Genomic DNA, 22,751 nt, shown 5'->3' on the forward strand with positions numbered 1-22,751 from the left:
TAAATCACACTTATGGTTAAATTGCGTGAACCTGTCTGGCGAGGCCGTCATACAGAAGGGAGCAGAGAGCCCAACGTGTAGACTCTCACACCCTTAATTTAACATAATCTATGTTATGCGCACTAAGGTTGTAGACGCAAAGCTAAAGTGTCTATTTTCTGCAAAGTATAAATGTCGAGTTAACTTATCACTGCCCGTGATATTTCTATTGCCTCTGTCATGGCCTATGACGTTGATTAAGCAAGGTTATACCAGCACTACAAATGATGCTTAACACTTTGCCACTGGTATTTCGTCCAGCATAGTTGTCCATCGGTTGGATCGGAAGGCTTGCCGCATGTGCCAATTGCTGGTTGCGATAACGGATGCCGGTTTAAGGCCATTCTTATAGCGCGTATTGAGCCTGTCGGTGATGAGCATGAGATCACGGCGTTTGCTTTCTTGCAGCGCATCTCCGCTAAACATGTCTAGCTGAAGTTTGTTCTGACTCACAGGGCTAAGCTCATTCAGCATGACGCCAATTTTTTGATATGAATAACCAGGACGATACATTTTAGCCAACTGCGCTTGTGCAGAAATGATCAGTTTTTGTGTATCCTGAGTCGGGCAAACCAAGGATTCCATACTGCTTTTATTGTGTTGAGGTAACTGTTTATAGCGATTTGTTCGTATATAAACCCCAACAGAGGACGCTTGACTCCCCTGTTTTCTTAGTTTTTCACCTGCACGATGGCAATGGAAAGCAAGAGCTGATTGTAATTCTTGTTGATCCGTAATGCCTACACCAAAGCTCCGGCTCGAGAGAATTTGTTTTTTCGTTACATCAATATCTCCTGGATCAATGCAACTGATTCCCTGGAGCTCTAATACTGTACGAGTTAGGCCTACATTCCAGAGTTGACGCATAAACGCAACATCCTGATTTGCTAATTGCCACGCTGTTGTTATACCACTGGTTTTCAGTCGGGTGGCCAATCGTGTTCCAATCCCCCACACTTCCTGAACATCCATTCTTTCCAGCAACCACTGTCTTTGCCGTTCTGTTTGAATATGAAGCACGCCATGCACTCTGTTTTCGTAGCGTTTGGCTGCATTGTTTGCAAGTTTCGCCAATGTCGGTGAAGTACCAATGCCAACACGAACAGCTAAACCAAGCCTGTTACTGATTGCTTCTACAATACTTTTTCCATAACTTGTCAGTGTTTCAGTTGCCAAACCGTCTAAACGTATAAACGCTTCATCAATAGAGTATTGCTCAACCTGAGGAGAAAACTGCCTCAACTCGTCGATAAAACGCTGGCTCATATCAGCATACAGACTGTAATTTGAACTGCGTACCTCAACACCTGCGTGTTTAGCTTCTCGCTCAATTTTGTACCATACTGCCCCACGTTTTATCCCTGCCGCTTTTGCTTGTGCATTAATAGCAACACAGCAGCCATCGTTATTTGAAAGCACCACAACAGGCTTGTTTGCGAGTTTGGGGTCAAATAATTGCTCGCAGGCTGTATAAAAACTCTGAACATCAACCAGCGCCCAAACCTGATCCTTGTTTCCAGATACTGTTTGAGTCATTAGCGCTCCAGCAAGTTATGAATATTACGTGTAACCACGCCAAAAATTTCAGAGTCCTCCGGCATAGGAAATGGCTTCATCGCCGGGTTTTCAGCTTTTAACCACCAGGTATTGTTATGTCGAATGAGACGCTTACACGTGAACTCATCGAAGATACGGGCAATGACAATCCGGCCCGGCAGCACAGCTTCAGCACGGTCCACAACTAATAAATCGCCATCGTAAATGCCGGCCCCCGTCATAGACTCACCAGACGCTTTCAGTACAAAAGTGGCATTGGGATGGCGAATGAGATAATCCATCAGTTCCAGTGATTCTTCATGCCCTTCAGCTGGTGAGGGAAAGCCGCACCGAACAGATTCAATAAACAAAGGTAATACAGCCATTGTTACCCTCTCAACTTACACTGTATATAAAAACAGTATAAAAGGTTATTGGCGTACTGAACAGAGAAAAAATGCGGCATGGCTCTGAAAAGTTCAGAGTGTTTCTAATGCACTGAAATACCGAAATAAAATGTATAAATCTTTGTCTTACACTGAAGCGATGTTGATGGGACTGTTTTTATATACAGTACCATGGTATTCTTGCGCTCATAGCACTCATGCTGCTACATATTTGCAAAAAAACGGGCAAGTCTGCTTTAAAAAACAACAAACTCAACGCTAATTTAGGGATTTATCCGATCACCAGTTTATCTTATTGCTAAACTGGCCGCCTGTTGGTGACAGGGATTGGAATTGGAGAATGAAAATGCGAAAAATCATCATGATTTTAGCACTGGTCGTGCTCAGTGGCTGTGCTTTACAGCCTGATCAGCAGTATCACACTGGGCAGTGCGTCGGAAAAATGACAACAGAAGAAGCGTATGGGCATTTAGACCCTAATCGTTACACTATTCAGGTGCTGGCTCTGAGTGAAGAAAGAGATATTCGCGGTTATCTGCGGGAAATCCCAGGGCAGGATCCAATTTGGGTTAACTGGAAACATAGTTTAGGTAAGAGCTGGTACGCTGTTATTTATGGCGATTTTGCCACTAAACAAGAAGCGAAGCAGCGTATTCAAACATTGTCGCCTCGTATATTGGCACAAGGTCCGTTCGTCCGCAGTTTTGCGGAAGTGCAAAGTGATAAGCAAACTGACGTTTTTCGTATGCGTTAAAGAAATGCGCTCAGACTGTCTGGGCGCACTTCTGACCCTTCACATTAAAGCTTTTCGATGAGTTCAGGTAAGATCTCAAACAAGTCACCGACTAACCCATAGTCAGCGATATCAAAGATTGGAGCATCAGGATCTTTGTTGATGGCGACAATCACTTTCGCATCTTTCATCCCAGCCAAGTGCTGTATTGCTCCTGAAATACCAACAGCAATATACAGCTCTGGCGCAACAATTTTACCGGTCTGCCCAACTTGCAGATCGTTTGACACAAAGCCCGCATCGACAGCCGCTCGGGAAGCCCCCACAGCGCCGCCAAGTTTATCCGCCAGCGTTTCTATCATTGCGAAATGTGCTTTATCTCCAAGCCCCCGGCCACCGGAAACCACCACACGCGCAGCTGGCAATTCTGGGCGGCTACTTTGCGTAATTTCACTGGACACATATTCAGAGTTCGGTGATTCGATCACTTTTTCTAGTTCGACAATTGGGGCCGCTGCCCCGCTTGTTGCTGAAGAGGTAAATGCTGAAGCACGCACAGTAATCAGCTTTTTACTATCTAGCGACTTCACTTTGGCTAGTGCATTCCCTGCATATATCGGTCGGATTACGGTATCGGCAGACTCGATGCTGACGACATCGGCCAGTAATCCAACATCCAGAAGACCGGCAACACGCGGTAATATGTTTTTTCCGGTTGTCGTTGCTGCCATCAGTAAGTGAGAATAATCGGCTGATAGTTCGGCGATAACCGCTGACATATTTTCAGCCAGCCAATGCGTGTACACAGGATGATCGGCCAGAAGTACTTTACTCACACCCGCAATGCCAGCGGCTTGCTCTGCAACAGCCTGGCATTGATAACCCGCTACCAATACCTGACAGTCGCTCTCCAGTGACTGACTTGCAGTTATCACCTTGGATGTTTCAGGTGACAACGTATGATTGTCGTGTTCTGCAATGATAAGTACACTCATGAGATCACCTTGGCTTCATTTTTTAGTTTATCAACCAATTCAGAGACTGAACTTACTTTTGTGCCCCCCTGGCGAGCAGGTGGTGATGAAACTGCCAGTAATTCCTGGTTTTGTGACAGCGTCACACCAAGACCATCCAAGCTGATAACATCTAACGGTTTTTGCTTCGCTTTCATGATATTGGGTAATGAGGCATATCTGGGCTCATTCAACCGGAGATCTGTACTGACTACCGCAGGCAGCCGTAACTTGACGGTTTCCAAACCGCCATCAATTTCTCGTGTTACTTTGATGAAACCGTTATCTACTTCAATCTTTGAGGCAAAAGTCCCCTGAGGAAAGCCAGACATGGCTGCTAACATTTGAGCGACTTGATTATTATCTGAATCAATTGACTGCTTGCCCATAATCACCAGATCAGGCGATTCACTTTTTACAAGGGCATGAAGAATGCGTGCAATATTCAGAGGCTCAGCTTGTGCGGCACTATCAATGTGAATTGCTCTGTCTGCGCCAAGTGCCAAAGCAGTACGGAGCTGTTCCTGGCAGCTCGTTTCACCCACGCTGACTACAACCACCTCACTGGCCGAGCCGGCTTCTTTCATGCGAACCGCTTCTTCTATGGCAATTTCACAAAAAGGATTAATGGCCATTTTAACATTATGCTGTTCAACGCCTGAGCCGTCGGATTTAACACGAATCTTCACATACGGGTCTATCACCCTTTTGATTGCGACTAACACTTTCACTGGCGGCTCCTTTGCAAATCAATATGTTAATGAAGAAGTACGGCAAGATGCCTGATTAAAAAGTTCCCAATCGGACATTCAAAAGCCGAGAGATGTCTTTTGCATTGAGTGTGGCTCGGGTTTACGTTTACGTCAACTGGACTACAGTTACTCATAGTCTTAATACAAAGGGACATGGGGCATGGAAAGAGAAAGCATGGCGTTTGATGTGATCATTGTCGGAGCCGGTCCAGCGGGGTTGTCAGCGGCATGTCGGCTGATGCAACTGGCTAAGGAGAGTGGAAAGGAGTTATCGGTTTGTGTGATCGAAAAGGGGGCGGAAGTTGGCTCGCACATCATATCCGGTGCCTTGTTTGAACCCAGACCATTAAATGAGTTGTTTCCTGATTGGCAAAGCCGCGAGGCACCACTTTGTACCCGGGTTCAGGATGATAAGGTGTATTGGCTCTCCAATCAGTACAATCAGTTCTGTATCCCTACAGTACTTGTTCCTTCCCCCCTTCAGAATGATGGGAACTTCATTATCAGTCTGGGCGAATTATGTCGCTGGCTGGCTCAACAGGCAGAAGCGCTGGGAGTGTCCATTTTTCCGGGATTTGCTGCAGCTGAATTATTTTTTAACGACTCTGGTGCCGTGGCTGGGATCATGACGACTGATATGGGACGCGACAAGCAAGGTAATGAAAAACCAGGTTTTCAGCCAGGTATCTTACTTGAAGCAAAATATACGCTTATTGCTGAAGGTTCTCGCGGGCACTTAGGAAAAGCCGTCATAGATCGTTTCGAACTGGATAAAGATAAAGCGCCCCAGCATTACGCAATTGGCTTTAAAGAACTGTGGGAAATTCCGGCAGAACAACACCGGGCTGGGCTTGTCGTACATACTTCCGGTTGGCCACTCAGCCAGACCCAAACCTCAGGTGGGGGCTTTATGTACCATATTGGCGATAACCTTGTGTCTGTCGGATTAGTGATCGACCTGAATTATCAGCACCCTTATCTCAGCCCTTTTGATGAGTTTCAGCAAATGAAGCACCATCCGGTTTTCGCCTCTGTGTTAAACGGCGGGGAGCGTATTTCTTACGGGGCACGTGCTATTACAAAAGGCGGACTGCATGCCCTGCCAGAGCAAAGCTTTCCTGGCGGATTACTGATTGGGTGTGATGCTGGGACGCTAAACAGTGCAAAAATCAAAGGCTCTCATACTGCAATGAAATCTGGCATGCTCGCTGCTGAGGCGGTTTTTTCGGAGCTAGCCGTTAACCACTCGCACACATCACCCGATTATTCTTCGCTGTTCGAGGACTCATGGCTGAAAGAGGAGCTCTTTGAAGCCAGAAACTTCACCTCTCAGGTGCATCGCTTAGGCACATTAGTTGGTGGAGCCATCGCAACGTTAGAATTTAATATTCTGAAAAAAAGCCTGTTTTCATTTCGGGATGATAAACAAGACTATCAAACCCTGAAAATGACCAATCAGACTGAACCGCTTTTATACCCTAAACCGGACGGAAAACTCAGTTTTGACCGAACTTCATCTGTTTTTCTATCAACTGTTAAACATGATGAAAACCAGCCATGCCACTTGATACTGCAAGATAAAGAGTTGCCGATAAAAATGCACCTGGACAAGTATGCCGAGCCTAGCCAGCGATACTGTCCGGCGGGCGTGTATGAAATTGTAGAAAATAACGGACAGAAACGATTTCAAATCAATGCCGGAAACTGCATTCATTGTAAAACATGCGATATAAAAGATCCGTCCCAGAATATTATCTGGACCCCACCAGAAGGCGGTAGCGGGCCCAATTATCGCTCGATGTGAATGTGATCAGCTCAAGGGTGTGTCTCTACGCGCACCCAATCGAGATAGGCCTGATAACCGGCTTCAATGGGTAGGCAAATGATTTCCGGCGTTTCATAGTTATGATTCGCCAGGATATCGGCTTCGACTTCTGAATACCTGTCTTGAGTTGTTTTAATGACAACCAGTTTTTCTTTGTCAGACTGGATTTTGCCTTTCCAGTGGTAATAACTGTCAATACTCTGCACCTGAACGCAGGCAGCCAGATGTTTGTTCAGCAGAGAATGGATGATTGCCTCACCCACCTTATCATCTGAAAAAGTGGTCAGAACGACACAGTATCCTTTCTTTAGCATCTTCCCACCTTATTATTCAGGATTGATCAACGCTGCGTCAGTGCCACTTTGGCACTTAAGGCAACCAGTAAACCACCAGAAACACCCTCAATCGCTTTCGCATAACCTGACATTTTAGGGTTACCAAAAACAAAACTACCCAACATGGCGTAAAGTAAGTTAATACAAGTGGCTAAAACACTGAACAGTAAGCCAAGGGTCAAAAGTTGTATTGTGACCTGGCCAGCGCTGACATCAATAAATTGAGGCAGAAAAGACAGAAAAAACAAGGCAACTTTAGGATTCAGAACGCTAACAATCACGCCTTGCATAAACACATTCGATGTTGATTTTACTGGTGTGGAAGCTGTCAGTTGACTCTTACCACGGATACTGTTTCGAATCGACGAAATACCCAAATAGAGTAAATACGCTGCCCCTAAGTATTTTATTACGCTAAATAAAAAAGCTGAGCTGAGTATAATCGTTGAAAGCCCAAGCACAGCAGCCAGCGTATGTCCCAAGTACCCTATTCCTAGTCCCAGAGCCGCTTGAATGCCTAATTGCATCTTTCCACGCATAGCGTTCGACACAATATAGATAACATCTGGCCCCGGTACTAAGTTAAGGCTGATTGAGGCCAGAGCAAAAAGTAAAAGTGTTTGAAACTCCATTTTTATCTTCACCTTAAAGTTGTGAGCACTTGATTTCTTACAAGAAAACCATAAGAAAACAAAGGTTAATAAGGGGGTCATTTTATCTGATTAATGACTGAAATCACACCGAGCGTAAGAGAATATAAAGCATCAAACTTCATAAAAAATCAAGAATTTCGCATCTCGTGCTGAAATTAGCGACGGGAATGAATATTGACACTCAGGTTAATTATTCCTTTTAAGAACAAAAGCGATGAAATTCAAATCGCCTAATAACAAATAAGTATACCTTAATGGCAACTTTGTGTTTCCTGTGAATAGATTGTGTAACATCTGTGTGTTAGTGTTTTCTGGTACTGCAATAAAAACACGAAAAATTAGTTAGCTTGCTCAAACCTTGTAGAGGGGACCAGATATGGATGTCAATACACAGGAAGTAAGTAGCTTTGATACTGATGTTATTCATTTGTATTTGCAGGAAATCTCGCATAAATCACTACTCAGTAAAGAAGAAGAAGTTCAATACAGTCGTAAAAGTCTGGCTGGCGACCCACACGCAAAATCTGTCATGATTGAGAGTAATTTGCGTTTGGTGGTCAGTATCGCTAAGAAATATCGCGGCAGCACGATGCAGCTTAGCGACTTAATTGATGAAGGCAATATTGGTTTAATTACTGCTGTTGAAAAATTTGATCCTGAACGTGGGTTCCGTTTTTCGACGTACGCTACTTGGTGGATTAAGCAAACCATTGAACGTGCGATCCACAACCAGGGAAGAACCATCCGCTTGCCTGTTCACGTATCAAAGGAAATCAATACCATACTTCGTACGCACAAACAGCTGATGAAAAACAGTAATCAGGAACCTACTCACGAGCAGGTTGCTGAAAAAATGCAAAAATCTGTAGATGAAATTTCAGAAGTCCTGTCCTACGACACCCCTGTGGTTTCTATCGATCAATCTTTGTCGGACGACAGCAACTCAAATTCCATCGCTGCTTTCATCGCTGATACCAACATGACCGCTCCGGATGCCTCGATGGATCAATCAGACATCCATGCTCTCGCTCTGACTATGCTGAAGAGCCTGAATGAACGAGACAGAGAAATACTGTGTCGTCGCTTCGGGTTACTTGGCTATGAAGCGCAGACTCTTCAGGAGGTGGCAGAGGAAGTGGGTCTTACCCGTGAACGTATCCGACAGCTGCAGGTAAGCTCGTTGAATAAGTTGAAAAATGCCCTTCAGCGTGAGAATTACAGCCTGGAGATGTTATTTTCCGAAATAGCGTAATTGACTGTTTTTACACCAATAAAGCCTGGTAATACACCAGGCTTTTCTCATTTCACGGCATTTGACAAAACTCTGACACCTTATCCTAACCATAAAGCAAAAATCCTTACTGCCAAATTGCTTGGCAGACATTTGTATTTTACTCATAATTTGGGTTAACCCATTCAGTTAGCAGTGTAGAGATCATGATATTCAGAAAACTGTGTTTCCTCGCTTCTGTCGTTTTACTGACTTCTTGTGCCAGTTATAGTATTACGGAACAAGAAGTACAGAATTACCTTGATAAACAAGCACGTGTAGAGCAAAAGGTAGGGTTTGGCGGCTTCGTTCAGGCTCATGTTCTGTTTAACGACATCAAAGTAGGCATCGGTCGTTCGGCATCGGATCGTATTAATCTCGAAGCAAAATCTAAAGCAGATATCAGTATCAAGGGTCAACCGCAGCAAAAAGTGGCTATCAATGTCAACTTCAGTGCGATCCCCTATTACGACAAAAGTGAAGGGGCTGTTTACCTGAATAATTTGAAAGTAGAATCTCTGGATATTACCCCAAATACGCTAGGTCCCTTTGCCAGTAGCCAGATACTTTCTCCTCTCATTGAGATCGTGGGACAATATCTATTGAAGATACCTGTCTACAAACTCCAGGAAGACGACTTTAAGCAATCGCTTCTGAAAACTGCCAGACCAGAACTCAAAATCAAGAATCATTCTCTGGTGATTCAAATTTGATAAGCCGGTCTTTAGGTAATAAAAGCACTGTGCAATGTGTGTTGTATCAGTGCTTTTATTTTAATGCACACAGATAAGTTATAGTGCACTAAAGGATCATAATGAAATCCACAGCGACTTCAGAAAAAATGTTAAATAACAAAACTATAGCCAATAAACATCATCGCCAGACACCAAACTGGTAGCTGTTTTTTCAGTAAACCGAAACCGATAACAATCACCAAGATGTCCCAGCCGCTCGTTATTGAAGATGTAATAACCGGGTCGACCCAAGCCGCCGCTAACAACCCGACGACAGAGGCTGTAATTGTTTTAACTGAAAGACGTAAACGGGGATGTTGCAATAATGATTGCCACGCCGGTAAAAAGGCAAAAAGAAGCAAACTGCCCGGTAAAAAAATCGCCAGCGTTGCCAGAACACTTCCCCAAACAGGAGCTTCAGGTAAAGTCGCTGCGCCCAGATAACTCGCCATGGTAAACATTGGGCCTGGAACAAGCTGAGCAGATGCATAAGCGCTCAGAAATGTATTTGCATCAATCCATTGCTGGACTAAAGGCTCCAGTAAGGGAAGAACGACGTGCCCTCCTCCGAAGACAAAACTGCCCGCCTGATAGAAATTGTTAAACACTGCCCACTCTTTTGAGAGAAGAGCCAGATATGGCAGCCCCAGCAAAAGTACCAGGAAAACAGCAAGAATGACGAAATTTGGCTTTCCCGGGGAAGATCGAGGCATCGTTTTGTCCGTCGGTTCTTTTTGCATGAAGGACAGGAGGAACCCCGTGGCTGCAGCCAGCAGTATCGGTAACAACTGGCCGCTTAATCCATGAGTAAAAAAGACACTGATTGCTGCTAATACTGCAATACAAACGGTCAGTTTATCTGTCAGGCTTTTATTAATCATGCTGAACAAAGCATCAGCGACAACCACAACCGCAAGCAGTTTCGCCGCCTGAATAACCTGATATACCCATTCTGGTTGGTAGTCTCTGTTCTCCAGAACGGCGAGCACTGTTAACAAAGCTGCAGAGGGCAAAGTAAAACCGATAAATGCCGCCAGCGCGCCCACATAACCGGCCTTACGATACCCAATAAACATGCCTAGCTGGCTGCTTGCAGGTCCAGGTAAGAACTGGCATAGCGCCGTCGCCTGGGAAAATTCAGAATCTGATAGCCACTGTTTCTTCTGTACAAATGATCGCTGGAAATAGCCGATATGAGCAACTGGCCCACCAAAACTGCCTAACCCTAAAATAAGAAATGAACAGAACACCTGCAATACGGGTTCAAGTGAAGAAACTAATCTTCTTTTAAATGAATCTTGGATCATAACTACCGAATCAAATTGTGATTGTTTACACTAGCAAACAGTGAGACTAAATATGACAATTTTATCTCTTCTTTATGTATGAAATATTACAGGTAAGCCCTTGATGTTAGAAAATTTGCAACAAATGGTGATCCTGGCCACTGTCAGTCACGAACAGAACTTCACACGTGCCGCTGAACGCCTTGGCATTTCTAAATCACAAGTCAGCAAGCAAATTCGATTCCTTGAGGAACGCCTGGGTTGTCAATTAGTTCAGCGCAGCACACGCACTGTTGCCCTTACAGATATTGGCTTGCAATATGCTGAATTTGGACAGCAACTGCTTGATACCGTAAAAGAAGCAGAGGCTTTGGTTGCCGGGTACAGAAATGAAATAAAAGGCGTACTCAGAATAGGTGTCGCCCAGTCATTTGGGAACACCAATATCACCCCCGCAATGGTCGCTTTTCAGCGAGCTCATCCTGAACTTGAGCTGGAAATCAGTCTTTTTGATCATCGTCCTAACCTGCTGGAAGAAGGCTTTGATTGCTGGCTGGCTATTCACGAGCACCCGCCTGAAGGCATGGTTGCGAAAAAACTTGTCGATTGCGAATTCATCGTTGTCGCTTCTCCGGACTATATCGCCCTGCACAGCGAACCCAAAACTCCTGCTGATTTACGCAAGCACAATTGCATCACCTATGAAAGCCGGGATCGAAAATATGTCCAGTGGGACTTTTCAAAAGAAGGCGTAAAAGAGTCAGTCAGGGTCACTGGCAGCTACCGAATCAATAATGCGCCCGCTGTTTTAGAAGCAACAAAAGCAGGAGCAGGTATCGCCTATCTGGCCACCTACCTGATCCACGATGAATTAGAAACTCAGCAGTTAACCCAGCTGTTAGCAGACTGGAAGCCAGAATTAGCGCTTCCCATGTACGCTGTCTATCCGCGTCACAAGTACCTGGCCCCAAAAGTAAGAGCCTTTATCGACTTTATGGCAGAATGGATGACCAGCCATCCTTTCCAACCTCGCCAGTAGTCTCTGTGCTGCCACGTCTTAGAACTGCAGTTGAGGAACCTGACTTACTGTTCTACACCTATAGGTAGTTCTTACAGGTGAGCAGCCATGTTAACTCTTTCAGCCTACATTCGAGAAAAACCTTTTCACATCATACTTTTATCAGGGGTACTGATCATGGCTGGCTGTGCCACTCAGGAAGAAACTGAACCGTCTCCGGCAGTAACCAGTACGCCGGCAACGGTTGAAGAGGTTGCAGAACCGCCACCACCACCAAAAGCAATCCTTACAGAAATTCCTGAAGTCAGTGACACCGTCTTTTTTGACAAAGGCAGCTTTGAAATTCCGCAACGCGAACAGCTGAAAATCGATCCCATTGCAGTCAGACTCAGGCAGCATCCTGACAGTAACGTAATCATCATTGGTCACAGTTCAGAGAGTGAGAACGAAGAAGATAATATGGCGTTATCGTATGAACGGGCGTTCAGTGTGGCCATTTATATTGCATCTGTATTTGGGATTGAAGAAGAACGTATACAGGTTGTTGCCCAAGGCAACGGCGATCCGGCAACATCCGGGTCGAACAGCCGGGTTGAAGTCATTTCGCCAGAGACTGTGGTCAGAACATTAAATGCCTCTAATGAGGACGGCAAGTTCTGAACCACAGCTCCATACAGAAAAAGAGGTGAATTTATCCCTGTTTTTTCAACGCCGGGAATGCATACATTTTCTTGATGATGTCTGCCACGCCTTCCGGTTGAGAAACCAGCTTGCTGTTAAACTTCGCTTCTTCACTTTCGGTGACTGAGTCGTCTTTGATACCGGCAGCAATATAATTTGCAGGGAACAAGTGGTAAATACCCGTTATCTGACGGTCGATTTCATCAGCCAGTTGCTCTGGGGTTTCAAACGGTTGCTCTATCACATCGCCAAAGCTCACATGAACACGTCGTTTTTCTCCGACTATACCCTGTACGATGCTTTCGATATCTTCAAACTCGCCTTTCTCATAGCTACCCGTTGTCTGCTTGGCATTCAGTTCGTTTGCCTTAGCTAAATCGCAGGGATCATTCTCATAAGAAATGGCCACAGGCACAATATTAAGCTGAGTCATGAATTCGGCAAAAGACAGTTTCCGTTTGCGTCCTTCCATGTAAAACATTTTCAGCAACGCTGGATCAGTCTTATCGTTTCCGTCTTTTGCTCGCCCTTCTTTCTGAGCAATCCAGATTGAGTGACCAGTTTCGATAGAATTGGCAATATAATCTGACAGCAGACCCAGTGCTTTCATCATTTCACGCGGCGCTTTCACTGAACGTTTCACAATAAAGCTTTTGTTTAAACGCATCAGTTCTGTCGCACAGGGCTTCTTCAGAAGATTGTCGCCAATAGCGATACGGACTGTGTTCAGGTTATTGTGGTAAAGACACCAGTTCACCATTGCCGGATCCATGGCGATATCTCTGTGATTGGAGATGAACAGATACGCTTTATTAGGATCCAGTTTGTCTAACCCAGAATGGGTGACGCCGTCACAAGAGTGTTCAATCGTCGCAGCCATGTACTTGGCCACTTGCAGCTGAACGTCTTCTACTGTCTTAACACTTGACCATTTACGGACAAGAAAGCGTTTAATCAATGGGCGCAACAGCCAGCCAAACACACCAGATAGCTGTGCAAACCGGTAGTTGAGGATAGCGTTGATGAATTCGTCATCATTGATTAAGCGTTGAATCGCCCCACTGACTTCATCGTCATTGTAGGGGCGTATATCTTTATAAATATCGTTATTTGTTTGCACTATGTTGCTTCATCTAATTTTAAAATCGCGCCATTCTACGCAGATTTGATTGATTACCCAATGATCGGCCCCAAACAGTTTAATGGTTGGAGGTCTGACCAACAAACTTTCTGCCTACTGAGCCCGACTCAGACCATCTTGACCCCGAAGGTAAAACCGAACACTATGTGCGGGCTTTGACTCAGAGGAACAACATGAACCAGGCAATTGAATATACAAAGGCTGAACAGTCCCTGCTGGCCGTGGGCGCTCGCAGAAAAAATGTTACCGCATACCTGATTACCGTCAATGCAGGCGTCGCTCTGTTACGGCTGGGCAAACATGAATTCGCATTAACCGCGGGTAGCGGATTTTGGGTACCCTTTGAGTGTCTTCATGCTTTAACCGTATTACCGGGCTGTCGCTATAGCATGATTCATTTCTCTGCCCGCCTCCAGCAACCGCTGTGTCAGCAAGCAGGCTTTGTGACTGTAACACCACTTCTGGACGCTTTACTGCAAGAGCTGAGCCAAACTAAAGAGCAGTCTCAAACCAATCATAGCCCTATAGGACGGATACTCGCAGTCATAGTTGATCAAACGGCGAAGTTTTCACCTGTTACGCAGCAACTTTGCCCTGCTCTTACTGACAAACAGCAATCTGTACTGAGAAACTTGCTTCAAAGGCGCTCACCCGCTTCTGATGAAGACCTATCATCAATCGAAGCCATTCTGGGGATGAGCGTACGTGAACTTGAAGCCTGTCTTGTCGTCCGTGAAGCTATCAGACTCTCCCGTTCCGGAAGAAATGCAGAGCAAATAGCCAGCGAACTTGAGTGCCAATTAGACCATTTACAAGCACTTGGTCAAACTCTTGCTAACTACCCATTCTAAAGCTTCGGCTTAGCTTCACAAAAAACACCCAGCTACCTGGTACAGGTAGCTGGTTACAGATAACCGGGCGAGTATAAAAAGCGATTGTTACTTAAGCGGTATATCTACCTGCAGCATGACGCCATCCCGCTCATCTTCATGCCACATGTAATCGATTCGGTATTTAGTAGATTGGCCGTCTTCTGAACCCAGTCCAAAACTCATCATGACACCGTGTTTCATGACCCATTCTTTGGCATCTTGCAGCGTCATGATATCCAGACCTTCATATTTTTTGGGAAGCCACAAGCCCAGACCATAGAAAGCGGACGATGAGTTATCTTTCAGCATTGGACCACTGGAGCCAGATTGCCAGTCATCCCAAAAAGATGCGTCGTTCTCATGGTGATTTTCAGCTTCATCCCAGCGCATATTGTCCCCGGCTGAGGGCAGAGCCTGAGTGGAATAAGCTCCCCCTTTCCCTACCGTTAAGGGTTGAAAACAGGTCAGCAAGTAGGCCCCTCTGTCGTCTTCAGACAAACTTTTAAGCTGTTTCTGACTATAAAAGTGGCAAGGTAAAGCGAATGCAGAATACGAAAAAGACAACAGCCCGATCTGCAATAGAGCAACATGCAATTTTCGAATAACCCGATTCACGAAACACCCTTAATAAATTTTTCGGACTTTAAACGTATAGGCGACAGAAATACTGACTGGTTTATTTTTAACCATCACTGGCAACATAAAAATGCTCTGACGTTATTATTCTAACCACACCCGGAGTTGTTAAATGTGAAATTGGCCTGTTTTTGACAATATTATCACGAATGTCAGTACTCCGAATGGGAAGCGTTTCAGGACAGCTGAGAATCTGCCAATGACTTAAGATGTCTTTAGCCCGATAAAAGTTTGAAAAATTTAAAAAATTATCTGGTCCGACAATAAAAGTCAGCTCTGCGCTCTGATGTTCATTTTGCAGGGAACGCATAACATCATAGGTCGTCACTGGTTTATCATTTTGTGAGATTGCTTCCTCTATTCGACAAAGAGATAAATTGGCAAAATTTAAATCTGCGATAAAAGCGGCAACCATAGTGCAACGAGAGTCATAGTTAAGCATGACTTTTCCCCAGGCATGAGAATAACTGGGAACCAGTAAAACTTGATCAAAATGGGATAGCCGTTCCAGCACAGATTTATGCCCTAAGCTGGGGGGATTAAATGCGCTGCCAAATACTGCAATCTTTTTTGTCATACTTCTGTTGCCTCATTCCCCTCTGAACAAAATAAAAATACCAATTTCTTTCTCAATCAGCATTGATCCTACTTAAGAGTTATCGCATGATTTCGTAAAAGGTTTAATACATTTTACCGCTTTCACCAGTATTCGGCATCGAATGTCCAGAAATTGGTCTAAGCACAGAGGATTCATGTCATGGAACAGCTTATCCGTGCAGAAATGCAGGTACTCCCAGTGATAGACGCTGAGTTTGAAGTTCAGCGTCGCGTTGCTTTCATTCAACACAAGCTTAAACAAGCGCATTGCCGGTCTTTAGTGCTGGGTATCAGTGGTGGGGTTGATTCCACTACCTGCGGCCGGTTGGCTCAACTGGCGGTAGATGGTCTTAATGCTGAGTCCGCATCTCAAAACTATCAGTTCATCGCTGTTCGTTTACCTTATGGGCAGCAACAGGATGAAGATGAAGCCCAACAGGCCTTACAATTCATCCGCCCTACTCATTCAGTGTCGGTCAATATTAAGCCTGGCGTCGATGGAACGCATGCCGCCACACTGGATGCGCTGAGCGGTACCGGCGTGATTCCACAAGATGATGCCAAAGTCGATTTTGTTAAAGGGAATGTTAAAGCGCGGACCCGTATGGTGGCACAGTATGAGATCGCCGGTCTGGTTGGCGGACTTGTCCTGGGGACCGACCACTCGGCTGAAAATATTACCGGCTTTTATACCAAATGGGGCGACGGCGCTTGCGATTTAGCACCACTGTTTGGTCTGAGCAAACGGCAGGTACGACAAATTGCAGATTTCCTTGGCGCGCCGCAAACACTTGTTCACAAAGTGCCAACTGCCGATCTTGAATGCCTGACACCCCAAAAGACGGACGAAGAGGCGCTACAGCTGACTTACGATGAAATCGATGATTTTCTTGAAGGAAAAACAGTCAGTGATTCTGTGAAGGAGAAGCTGATCGGCATTTATAACGCCACTCAGCATAAACGACAACCAATCCCGACTATCTACGACCAGGATTAAGCAAACCGTCGCTGAAAAGCAAAAGGGCTTTGCGTTATTGCAAAGCCCTTTTTGTGAGTCTGACTGTAATGGTTACTGACTCTTATCCGCACTTTTACTCTGGCGAATCTGTTCAGCAACAATTTGAATCGCCTCTCCACTGCTGATACCTTGCGCCATCAGCTCATGAATTCGCTCTGCCGCTTCTTGCTGTTCTTCGTGAGTTAAAGAAATTGACGAATCACCAAACATAACGAATCCTGTACACTTCTTGAAAGGGAAGCCATTCTAACGACTCTTCATCAGCCTGTCATTGATAATTCAAAAGCCCTAGCCCGGATGCCCGTCAGCACGAGCCTGAGTGAGTATCGGCCAGAACACAATACAAAATAGCCCAAAGGCCACCGCCCACAGTAATGCGGATAGTATGTAGGCGTGTTGCGTCAGCCCCGGAAACATCACTATCAGTAACGTTCTGACTAACACAGCCATCAGCAAAGTGACAAAAGCAGCAAAAATCAGCTTCCCTGTCTGCAGTGCCCTTCCGGTATGACCTAATGAGACCCTGACAACCATCGCCAGTATCATGCCCCCTATACCACCGACTGTTATGACATGCGGTGAGATACTGTAGGCTAATTGCTGAGGAAACACCTGACTGACACCTAACAAAAACACACCCACAACAGTAAAGTAATAGGCTAAATGAAGCATCCACAATAATGGAATTCTAAACGTGCTGCCTGTTCGCCAGCGCGCCAGACGCGGAATTTGTGCCAATGCTGCAAACATACACAAGACACCAAACCACATTGAGAGGTGCTCTGGCGGGAGCAGTAATAATGACAGGAAAACAGCCCACATGGGCCACAAGGCTAAGTATTCACGCCAGGGTATACGTGTGATGGGTTCAGTTTGTGTGCCACGCGCCGTAAAAAATGGGATAACACGGCCCCCCATGACAGTCATCAGCACAGCAATTAACAAGGTAGTTTGCAATGCCACAGTGCTCAGCGGAACATGGTTCCAACCCAGTACGATTCCATGCATACGAGTATTCAGAAACAACAACAGAAACAACACTGGCAGAAAAAGGACATTTCGCCACTGGCGATTTCTGATTATAGGTATCGCCAGAAAAAGGAGCGCCATAGCCAGCCAAAGCAGATCAAGTATCATCCAGACTGCATGGGGAGCCATAACAAGCAGCGCAACTCTCGCAATCAACCATATTGCAAACACCAGCCCCAGCTTCCAGCCGCTGATACCAGGAACACCCGTCCAGTTTTGTACTGCAGTCAGCAGAAATCCAACAATCACAGCACCGGTAAATCCAAACAGCATTTCGTGGCTGTGCCACCACACTGGATTTCCGTACATAGGGAACAGCATGAAGCCGGACCAAAAGCCCGCCCAGATCAACATTGTGATCACGGAGAACAGACCAGCAGCCAGAAAAAAGGGCCGAAACGCCAAACGTAAAAACGGGGGGATCCTCAGCGCGGAAGCTTTATCAACAATTTGCATGTGCTTTTCACTATTTACAGTAAAAAAGACATAATAGACAATTATGGAAGAGACAGGTTGATGTAAAACAATAAACCAAGACACTGTGGTCTTGGTTGCAGGTGGTCAAACCTGCGCTACCGTTTCAGAATCATCCAGCGGGTTCTTACTCTGCTTTCGCTGTTAAAAATCAGGATAATCAACAGGCCGGGTTATTCGTTGAATATCCAAAATAGAGATGTCTCCCTGCCAGCGGCTTTCAACCAATCCGACACTCAGCCAGTAGCGGCCATCAGGTACATCAATCGCCGGCAAACTTGTCGGTAGTTTTCCATCAACATCCTGAGTCCAGATCGGGCTCCAGTTTGTGTCGTTCAAGTCAAACAAATTCATCGACAATACAGGCGATGGACACGTTGAATTGGGTAAGACTTCACGCTCAATACGCCAGTTTTTACTGTCTTTCCAGCCAATTTTCTGTTTAGGATCCGGCTTGGTCAGGATTACCCAGGAATTCCAGCTACGCTCCTTGCCTGCCGTAATTTTCAACTGATAAAGGCCTGCAGCTAAGGGCTCATCTAAACGGCGAGATTCAGTGACAAACTGACCATTCTCAGAAATTAAGGCCGCAGGCATGCTGAATTGAGTGTCTGGCCAACGGGAAAATGTGACCTCAAGCTGCTTAGCCTGAGTAATTCCCGTAACAGACAACCTCAGTAATACCTGGTTCAGGTTCTGGATCACTTCACGTCGAACAGCCACTTTAGACAGCCACTCAGGCAGACTTCGCTGTTTCAAACTGAAACCGCAATCTTCTGTAATGGCAAGCTCAAGTAAATCATTCAGGTTAGCCTGCTGCTCCTCTGAAGGAAGCTGCTGCCAGGCCTGAACCATAGTCTCGAAACTGGCTGCTGTGTTCCCTTCCAGTAATCGCTGGTGCGCAACAGTGTAGAGATCCTTACCCACAAACCATTTAGCCGACGCCTGAGGGATCATGAACAGACATGTCATGATCCCAAAGGCAGGTGTTACCCACAGCGATTTCATTCTTGCGGTGCTTTCATCCGATAGCCAACACCGCGCAGAGTTTCGATCTCAATACCAGGCAGCTTTTGACGTAACTGCAGGATATGGGTATCGACAGTACGTGTTGTCGGATAATGGTTATAGCCCCACACCTGATCAAGCAGCTCATCCCGGGTGAAAACTCGGCCTGAATGTTTTGCAAGGAAAACAAGCAGCTCAAATTCCGTACGAGTGAGAGTGACAGAGTCCCCTTTTTGCTTCACTTCACGACTTTCCAGATTAATCAGTGTTTCACCGATAGCAATCAGGTTTGCATTTTGCGATTCAGACTCACCATTTCTCAAGTGAACACGAATACGCGCCAGCAGTTCTTCTTCAGCAAAAGGTTTAGTCAGGTAATCTTTGGCGCCTGAGTCAAGGCCAATCACCTTGTCATTCACAGACACCATTGCTGTAAGCAGAATCACGGGAACCGATTTAAGCTTTAACCAACCTTCAAGGTAAGTCAGCGAGTCTCCTTCGGGTAGCTGGCGGTCAAGAACAACCAGATCGGCTTGCGCCCACAGATTTTCAACATTGGTTGCACAGTCAGCATACAGGCACTCATAGCCTGCTTCTTTCAAACATTCGAGCAAACCATCAGCAAGGTTGCGGTCATCTTCAACCAGTAGCAGAGTTTGATTCACACGGTATCTCCAAAATAAAAGTGGTTGGCGGACCTATTAATTTCATCCGCCCACCCATTCGACGGATCATCGATTCAACGATTGTCAGTCCCAACCCTAAGCCCTTTTCACTCACAAAGGGTTTTCTCAGTCGGGTCCAATCCTTACTACCTAAATTTCCCTGGTCTTTTACTTTGACAATCAATTTTCCATCTTTGAACGATGATGTTAATTCAATCGGTGCCTGGCCATATTTGTGAGCATTGGACAGCAAGTTATCAATACAGGTTCCAAGCCAGTACATATTGACCTTGACGCTACGGTCCTCAGCAAGTGACAATGTCACATCATAGGGTTCTGCAATAAATTCAATCCATTCATTAAAGGACTCCAGATTCTGAACACTCAATTCTTGATGATTCGCCTGCAGGTAATCCTTACTGGCCTCAGCCAACTGCCTTAATCGGCGTGAATCTTCGGTCAATCGTCTGAACTCATCATATAGGGTTTCAGGCAAAGCATCAAAGTGACGACGAAAACCTTCCACCGTCATGCTCAAACTTGCGATTGGTGTACGTAGCTCGTGAGTCAAGATTTGCAGGACTAACATTCTTTCCTGCATCGCTCGTCGGCGAATTCGCCAGCGATACATCACCCAACCCATGAGTAAGCCAATATTGACAACCAGCAATCCTGCAAGCAAATATGTCGTCAGGTACGACTTGTCTTCTTCTTGCCAGCAAATGTTGCCACTTTTGACTAAGCAGAAGTCAGTGGCAACCAAACGCGTGAAGTGCAGATCATGCTTTGCCAGTGCCTGCGCCCATGTAGGCTGATCATAGACATGGTATTCATTCCCATTCCGGATCCAAAGTTCGCCATTGGATATAAAAGCTTCCGCACCGGCAATAAACACTCGGATTTCTTCACTGCTCATCCGCTGTAATCGTCCCAGCACAGTGCCTGTCGCAGCTAAATCACGCTCCTGAATGTGTAAGTAGTTTTCCAGTTCTTTATTGCGATTTGGAAACTTTTCCAGATAACGTGCAGCATAGCTCCCACCGCCTGGATGAATATAGCCAGAACGTACAAACCAGCCTCTTGGTAACACAACGCTGTTACACATCGCGCGAGTAAAAACCACAGGATGTGTTACCAAAGGGCTGACTGGCCATGGGCCCTTACAAGTTTCCGCATTTTGATAAAGGTGCCGCAGCGCCGATAGCGGGTACTTGGATGACTGCGGCAACAAACTGGATGGCAGCAGTAACGGTGTCGGGTAACGACTTTGTAACTGTCGAAAATCGTATGTAGCCAGAGGTTTACTGGAAAGCAATTCAGCACGAGCCGCTGACATACGATCAGGTAAACTTTCCGTCTCCGCTTTAAGGGAGCCTGTAAACAGAATAGAAATAATTAGCACATACTTTTTCATAGCGCGGAAGTTTAACATTCACCGGTTCAGTATTGTCAGAAAATTGTCATTAGATCAGATAACTATAAAGGGATTAGGCATTCTCGCCACCCTAACAGGTCAATCAGGCCCAGATAACAGACTACTCATTCATTTTTCTGTTGAAGCTTTGCATCAGGCATCAAAAATAGGAAAAGAAAAACGCCGCTAAATAAGCGGCGTTTAATTAGTGGTTTACTGTATTACTTACAAAAAACGGGCAATGTTCTCAACACTCTCTTTGGCATCGCCAAACAGCATCTGGGTGTTTTCTTTGAAGAACAATGGGTTTTGCACACCTGCATAACCGGTATTCATTGAGCGCTTAAATACGATAACGTGTTTCGCGTTCCACACTTCCAGAACTGGCATACCGGCAATCGGGCTACCTGGGTCTTCCATTGCCGCCGGGTTAACCGTATCGTTAGCACCGATCACCAGTACAACGTCTGTCTCTGAGAAGTCCTCATTAATCTCGTCCATTTCCAGGACAATATCGTAGGGCACTCTCGCTTCAGCCAGCAGTACATTCATGTGGCCAGGCAAACGACCGGCAACCGGGTGAATACCAAATCTGACATCCACCCCTTTTGCCCGTAGTTTCTCTGTTATTTCGTGTACCGGATATTGCGCTTGCGCAACCGCCATTCCGTATCCTGGTGTGATGATCACAGAGCGAGCATCTTTTAGCATCTCTGCCACTTCTTCCGCAGAGGATTCGTGGTACTCGCCCACTTCTTCATCACCGGTAGAAACAGAGCCATCTGTACCAAAACCACCTGCAATGACACTGACAAATGAACGATTCATTGCCTTACACATGATGTAAGACAGTATCGCACCTGAAGAGCCAACCAAAGCACCAGTCACAATCAGCAGATCATTGGCCAGCATAAAGCCAGCCGCTGCGGCGGCCCATCCTGAATATGAGTTCAGCATTGACACGACAACCGGCATATCCGCACCACCGATCGATGCGACCAAATGATAACCGAATGCTAAAGCGATAATTGTCACAACAATGAGTGGGAATATCGAAGGATCCGGATCCACAAACACTGTCAGTAAAACAAGAGAAACCAGCACAGCCAGCAAGTTCAGTTTATGGCGATGAGGCAGCATCAAAGGCTTGGATGACATTGAACCGCGAAGTTTACCAAAAGCCACCACGGAGCCTGTAAAGGTTACAGCACCGATGAAGACACCGATAAAAATTTCAACCAAATGAATGGTTAACATCGCACCAGTCAGTGCTTCACCATGGTCAAGGAAAGTATTGAAACCGACCAGCACGGCAGCCATACCCACAAAACTGTGAAGAATAGCAACCAGCTCTGGCATCTGAGTCATTTCAACTTTCTTGGCATAGTAAATACCAATTGCACCACCCACAATCATGGCCAGAATAATCCAGCCGGTTCCAGCTGATTCCGGGCCAAAAATAGTCGCAATCAATGCTATGGCCATTCCTGCCATACCAAAGTAGTTACCTGACTTTGCGGATTCCTGTTTAGAGAGTCCTGCCAGCGACATTATAAAAAGGACAGCAGCAATAATGTAGGCCGCTTGAACAATTCCTGCAGACATTGATAACAAC

General features: G+C 45.6%; 24 protein-coding genes. 8 read left to right on the forward strand and 16 right to left on the reverse strand.

Annotated features, from left to right (window positions below; translation table 11 throughout):
* Positions 1-270: 270 nt before the first annotated feature.
* Both Q4491_RS10960 and Q4491_RS10965 read right to left on the reverse strand, forming a co-directional pair.
* A complete protein-coding gene (locus tag Q4491_RS10960) occupies positions 271-1,575 on the reverse strand; it encodes a Y-family DNA polymerase (protein ID WP_303457493.1) in 1,305 nt (434 codons plus the stop codon).
* Positions 1,575-1,961 (reverse strand): LexA family transcriptional regulator, encoded by a 387-nt coding sequence (locus Q4491_RS10965; RefSeq protein ID WP_027251321.1) that lies wholly within the window; start codon positions 1,959-1,961, stop codon positions 1,575-1,577. The genes Q4491_RS10960 and Q4491_RS10965 overlap by 1 nt, the downstream gene beginning before the upstream one ends.
* Positions 1,962-2,328: 367 nt before the next feature.
* Here Q4491_RS10965 and Q4491_RS10970 point away from each other — a divergent pair, with 367 nt between their 5' ends.
* Positions 2,329-2,736 carry an SPOR domain-containing protein gene (locus tag Q4491_RS10970; protein ID WP_192013759.1) on the forward strand — a complete coding sequence of 136 codons (408 nt, stop codon included), beginning with the start codon at positions 2,329-2,331 and terminating at the stop codon, positions 2,734-2,736.
* Positions 2,737-2,780: 44 nt separating this feature from the next.
* Here Q4491_RS10970 and Q4491_RS10975 read toward each other — a convergent pair whose 3' ends face one another.
* The gene (locus tag Q4491_RS10975) at positions 2,781-3,710 is read right to left on the reverse strand and encodes an electron transfer flavoprotein subunit alpha/FixB family protein (RefSeq protein WP_192013760.1); all 930 of its coding nucleotides are present in this window, start codon (positions 3,708-3,710) and stop codon (positions 2,781-2,783) included.
* Entirely contained in the window at positions 3,707-4,459 is a 753-nt protein-coding gene (locus tag Q4491_RS10980; protein WP_303457494.1) for an electron transfer flavoprotein subunit beta/FixA family protein, read from the reverse strand. Before Q4491_RS10980 ends, Q4491_RS10975 begins: the two co-directional genes overlap by 4 nt.
* A 181-nt stretch (positions 4,460-4,640) precedes the next feature.
* Between Q4491_RS10980 and Q4491_RS10985 the strand changes: the two genes are divergently transcribed.
* Entirely contained in the window at positions 4,641-6,284 is a 1,644-nt protein-coding gene (locus Q4491_RS10985; RefSeq protein ID WP_303457496.1) for an electron transfer flavoprotein-ubiquinone oxidoreductase, read from the forward strand.
* 11 nt (positions 6,285-6,295) lie between these two features.
* On the opposite strand, the gene cutA is transcribed toward Q4491_RS10985, so the two are convergent.
* Together cutA and Q4491_RS10995 are read right to left on the reverse strand one after the other, a co-directional pair.
* Positions 6,296-6,619 carry a divalent-cation tolerance protein CutA gene (gene cutA, locus Q4491_RS10990; protein ID WP_192013763.1) on the reverse strand — a complete coding sequence of 108 codons (324 nt, stop codon included), beginning with the start codon at positions 6,617-6,619 and terminating at the stop codon, positions 6,296-6,298.
* A 26-nt stretch (positions 6,620-6,645) separates the two neighbouring features.
* The gene (locus Q4491_RS10995; RefSeq protein ID WP_303457499.1) at positions 6,646-7,272 is read right to left on the reverse strand and encodes a LysE family translocator; all 627 of its coding nucleotides are present in this window, start codon (positions 7,270-7,272) and stop codon (positions 6,646-6,648) included.
* A gap of 397 nt (positions 7,273-7,669) precedes the next feature.
* Between Q4491_RS10995 and rpoS the strand changes: the two genes are divergently transcribed.
* Both rpoS and Q4491_RS11005 read left to right on the forward strand, forming a co-directional pair.
* Positions 7,670-8,545 (forward strand): RNA polymerase sigma factor RpoS, encoded by an 876-nt coding sequence (gene rpoS / locus Q4491_RS11000; protein WP_192013767.1) that lies wholly within the window; start codon positions 7,670-7,672, stop codon positions 8,543-8,545.
* Between the two features lie 185 nt (positions 8,546-8,730).
* Positions 8,731-9,276 (forward strand): DUF1439 domain-containing protein, encoded by a 546-nt coding sequence (locus tag Q4491_RS11005; RefSeq protein ID WP_303457500.1) that lies wholly within the window; start codon positions 8,731-8,733, stop codon positions 9,274-9,276.
* Positions 9,277-9,407: 131 nt separating this feature from the next.
* On the opposite strand, the gene chrA is transcribed toward Q4491_RS11005, so the two are convergent.
* The gene (gene chrA, locus Q4491_RS11010; protein WP_303457502.1) at positions 9,408-10,604 is read right to left on the reverse strand and encodes a chromate efflux transporter; all 1,197 of its coding nucleotides are present in this window, start codon (positions 10,602-10,604) and stop codon (positions 9,408-9,410) included.
* 103 nt (positions 10,605-10,707) lie between these two features.
* Between chrA and Q4491_RS11015 the strand changes: the two genes are divergently transcribed.
* Both Q4491_RS11015 and Q4491_RS11020 read left to right on the forward strand, forming a co-directional pair.
* Positions 10,708-11,622, forward strand: coding sequence for a LysR family transcriptional regulator (locus tag Q4491_RS11015; protein ID WP_237795527.1), 915 nt, complete (start codon positions 10,708-10,710; stop codon positions 11,620-11,622).
* A gap of 87 nt (positions 11,623-11,709) precedes the next feature.
* Complete coding sequence (locus tag Q4491_RS11020; protein WP_218385722.1) at positions 11,710-12,261, forward strand: OmpA family protein; 552 nt, start codon at positions 11,710-11,712, stop codon at positions 12,259-12,261.
* 31 nt (positions 12,262-12,292) lie between these two features.
* On the opposite strand, the gene Q4491_RS11025 is transcribed toward Q4491_RS11020, so the two are convergent.
* Entirely contained in the window at positions 12,293-13,402 is a 1,110-nt protein-coding gene (locus tag Q4491_RS11025) for a 1-acyl-sn-glycerol-3-phosphate acyltransferase (protein ID WP_192013775.1), read from the reverse strand.
* Between the two features lie 194 nt (positions 13,403-13,596).
* Here Q4491_RS11025 and Q4491_RS11030 point away from each other — a divergent pair, with 194 nt between their 5' ends.
* Positions 13,597-14,274 carry an AraC family ligand binding domain-containing protein gene (locus Q4491_RS11030; protein WP_303457507.1) on the forward strand — a complete coding sequence of 226 codons (678 nt, stop codon included), beginning with the start codon at positions 13,597-13,599 and terminating at the stop codon, positions 14,272-14,274.
* Between the two features lie 87 nt (positions 14,275-14,361).
* Here Q4491_RS11030 and Q4491_RS11035 read toward each other — a convergent pair whose 3' ends face one another.
* Positions 14,362-14,910 (reverse strand): hypothetical protein, encoded by a 549-nt coding sequence (locus Q4491_RS11035; RefSeq protein ID WP_192013778.1) that lies wholly within the window; start codon positions 14,908-14,910, stop codon positions 14,362-14,364.
* 67 nt (positions 14,911-14,977) lie between these two features.
* Complete coding sequence (locus tag Q4491_RS11040) at positions 14,978-15,508, reverse strand: nicotinate-nicotinamide nucleotide adenylyltransferase (RefSeq protein ID WP_192013780.1); 531 nt, start codon at positions 15,506-15,508, stop codon at positions 14,978-14,980.
* A 180-nt stretch (positions 15,509-15,688) separates the two neighbouring features.
* On the opposite strand from Q4491_RS11040, the gene nadE reads away from it, so the two are divergent.
* Positions 15,689-16,525, forward strand: a complete 837-nt coding sequence (nadE, locus tag Q4491_RS11045; protein WP_303457510.1) for an ammonia-dependent NAD(+) synthetase — start codon at positions 15,689-15,691, stop codon at positions 16,523-16,525.
* Positions 16,526-16,597: 72 nt separating this feature from the next.
* On the opposite strand, the gene Q4491_RS11050 is transcribed toward nadE, so the two are convergent.
* The 6 genes from Q4491_RS11050 to pntB all read right to left on the reverse strand — a co-directional run bounded on the left by Q4491_RS11050 (position 16,598) and on the right by pntB (position 22,741).
* Positions 16,598-16,756, reverse strand: a complete 159-nt coding sequence (locus Q4491_RS11050) for a YoaH family protein (protein WP_081669192.1) — start codon at positions 16,754-16,756, stop codon at positions 16,598-16,600.
* A gap of 78 nt (positions 16,757-16,834) precedes the next feature.
* Complete coding sequence (locus Q4491_RS11055; RefSeq protein ID WP_303457513.1) at positions 16,835-18,031, reverse strand: NnrS family protein; 1,197 nt, start codon at positions 18,029-18,031, stop codon at positions 16,835-16,837.
* Positions 18,032-18,193: 162 nt separating this feature from the next.
* A complete protein-coding gene (locus Q4491_RS11060) occupies positions 18,194-19,057 on the reverse strand; it encodes a DUF2861 family protein (protein WP_225444987.1) in 864 nt (287 codons plus the stop codon).
* Complete coding sequence (locus tag Q4491_RS11065; RefSeq protein WP_027251305.1) at positions 19,054-19,722, reverse strand: response regulator transcription factor; 669 nt, start codon at positions 19,720-19,722, stop codon at positions 19,054-19,056. The genes Q4491_RS11060 and Q4491_RS11065 overlap by 4 nt, the downstream gene beginning before the upstream one ends.
* A complete protein-coding gene (vxrA, locus tag Q4491_RS11070; RefSeq protein ID WP_303457565.1) occupies positions 19,697-21,136 on the reverse strand; it encodes a sensor histidine kinase VxrA in 1,440 nt (479 codons plus the stop codon). Before vxrA ends, Q4491_RS11065 begins: the two co-directional genes overlap by 26 nt.
* A gap of 225 nt (positions 21,137-21,361) precedes the next feature.
* Entirely contained in the window at positions 21,362-22,741 is a 1,380-nt protein-coding gene (pntB, locus tag Q4491_RS11075; RefSeq protein ID WP_192013791.1) for a Re/Si-specific NAD(P)(+) transhydrogenase subunit beta, read from the reverse strand.
* Positions 22,742-22,751 lie beyond the last annotated feature (10 nt).

Origin of the sequence: Photobacterium sp. 2_MG-2023 (assembly GCF_030547675.1) — a bacterium.
Taxonomy (GTDB): Bacteria; Pseudomonadota; Gammaproteobacteria; order Enterobacterales; family Vibrionaceae; genus Photobacterium; species Photobacterium arenosum.

Coding starts and splice junctions, on each gene's coding strand:
- Q4491_RS10960 (WP_303457493.1), bottom strand. CDS start 1,575: ATGACTCAAACAGTATCTGGAAACAAGGATCAGGTTTGGGCGCTGGTT.
- Q4491_RS10965 (WP_027251321.1), bottom strand. CDS start 1,961: ATGGCTGTATTACCTTTGTTTATTGAATCTGTTCGGTGCGGCTTTCCC.
- Q4491_RS10970 (WP_192013759.1), top strand. CDS start 2,329: ATGCGAAAAATCATCATGATTTTAGCACTGGTCGTGCTCAGTGGCTGT.
- Q4491_RS10975 (WP_192013760.1), bottom strand. CDS start 3,710: ATGAGTGTACTTATCATTGCAGAACACGACAATCATACGTTGTCACCT.
- Q4491_RS10985 (WP_303457496.1), top strand. CDS start 4,641: ATGGAAAGAGAAAGCATGGCGTTTGATGTGATCATTGTCGGAGCCGGT.
- cutA (WP_192013763.1), bottom strand. CDS start 6,619: ATGCTAAAGAAAGGATACTGTGTCGTTCTGACCACTTTTTCAGATGAT.
- Q4491_RS10995 (WP_303457499.1), bottom strand. CDS start 7,272: ATGGAGTTTCAAACACTTTTACTTTTTGCTCTGGCCTCAATCAGCCTT.
- rpoS (WP_192013767.1), top strand. CDS start 7,670: ATGGATGTCAATACACAGGAAGTAAGTAGCTTTGATACTGATGTTATT.
- Q4491_RS11005 (WP_303457500.1), top strand. CDS start 8,731: ATGATATTCAGAAAACTGTGTTTCCTCGCTTCTGTCGTTTTACTGACT.
- chrA (WP_303457502.1), bottom strand. CDS start 10,604: ATGATCCAAGATTCATTTAAAAGAAGATTAGTTTCTTCACTTGAACCC.
- Q4491_RS11015 (WP_237795527.1), top strand. CDS start 10,708: ATGTTAGAAAATTTGCAACAAATGGTGATCCTGGCCACTGTCAGTCAC.
- Q4491_RS11020 (WP_218385722.1), top strand. CDS start 11,710: ATGTTAACTCTTTCAGCCTACATTCGAGAAAAACCTTTTCACATCATA.
- Q4491_RS11030 (WP_303457507.1), top strand. CDS start 13,597: ATGAACCAGGCAATTGAATATACAAAGGCTGAACAGTCCCTGCTGGCC.
- Q4491_RS11040 (WP_192013780.1), bottom strand. CDS start 15,508: ATGACAAAAAAGATTGCAGTATTTGGCAGCGCATTTAATCCCCCCAGC.
- nadE (WP_303457510.1), top strand. CDS start 15,689: ATGGAACAGCTTATCCGTGCAGAAATGCAGGTACTCCCAGTGATAGAC.
- Q4491_RS11050 (WP_081669192.1), bottom strand. CDS start 16,756: ATGTTTGGTGATTCGTCAATTTCTTTAACTCACGAAGAACAGCAAGAA.
- Q4491_RS11055 (WP_303457513.1), bottom strand. CDS start 18,031: ATGCAAATTGTTGATAAAGCTTCCGCGCTGAGGATCCCCCCGTTTTTA.
- Q4491_RS11060 (WP_225444987.1), bottom strand. CDS start 19,057: ATGAAATCGCTGTGGGTAACACCTGCCTTTGGGATCATGACATGTCTG.
- vxrA (WP_303457565.1), bottom strand. CDS start 21,136: ATGAAAAAGTATGTGCTAATTATTTCTATTCTGTTTACAGGCTCCCTT.
- pntB (WP_192013791.1), bottom strand. CDS start 22,741: ATGTCTGCAGGAATTGTTCAAGCGGCCTACATTATTGCTGCTGTCCTT.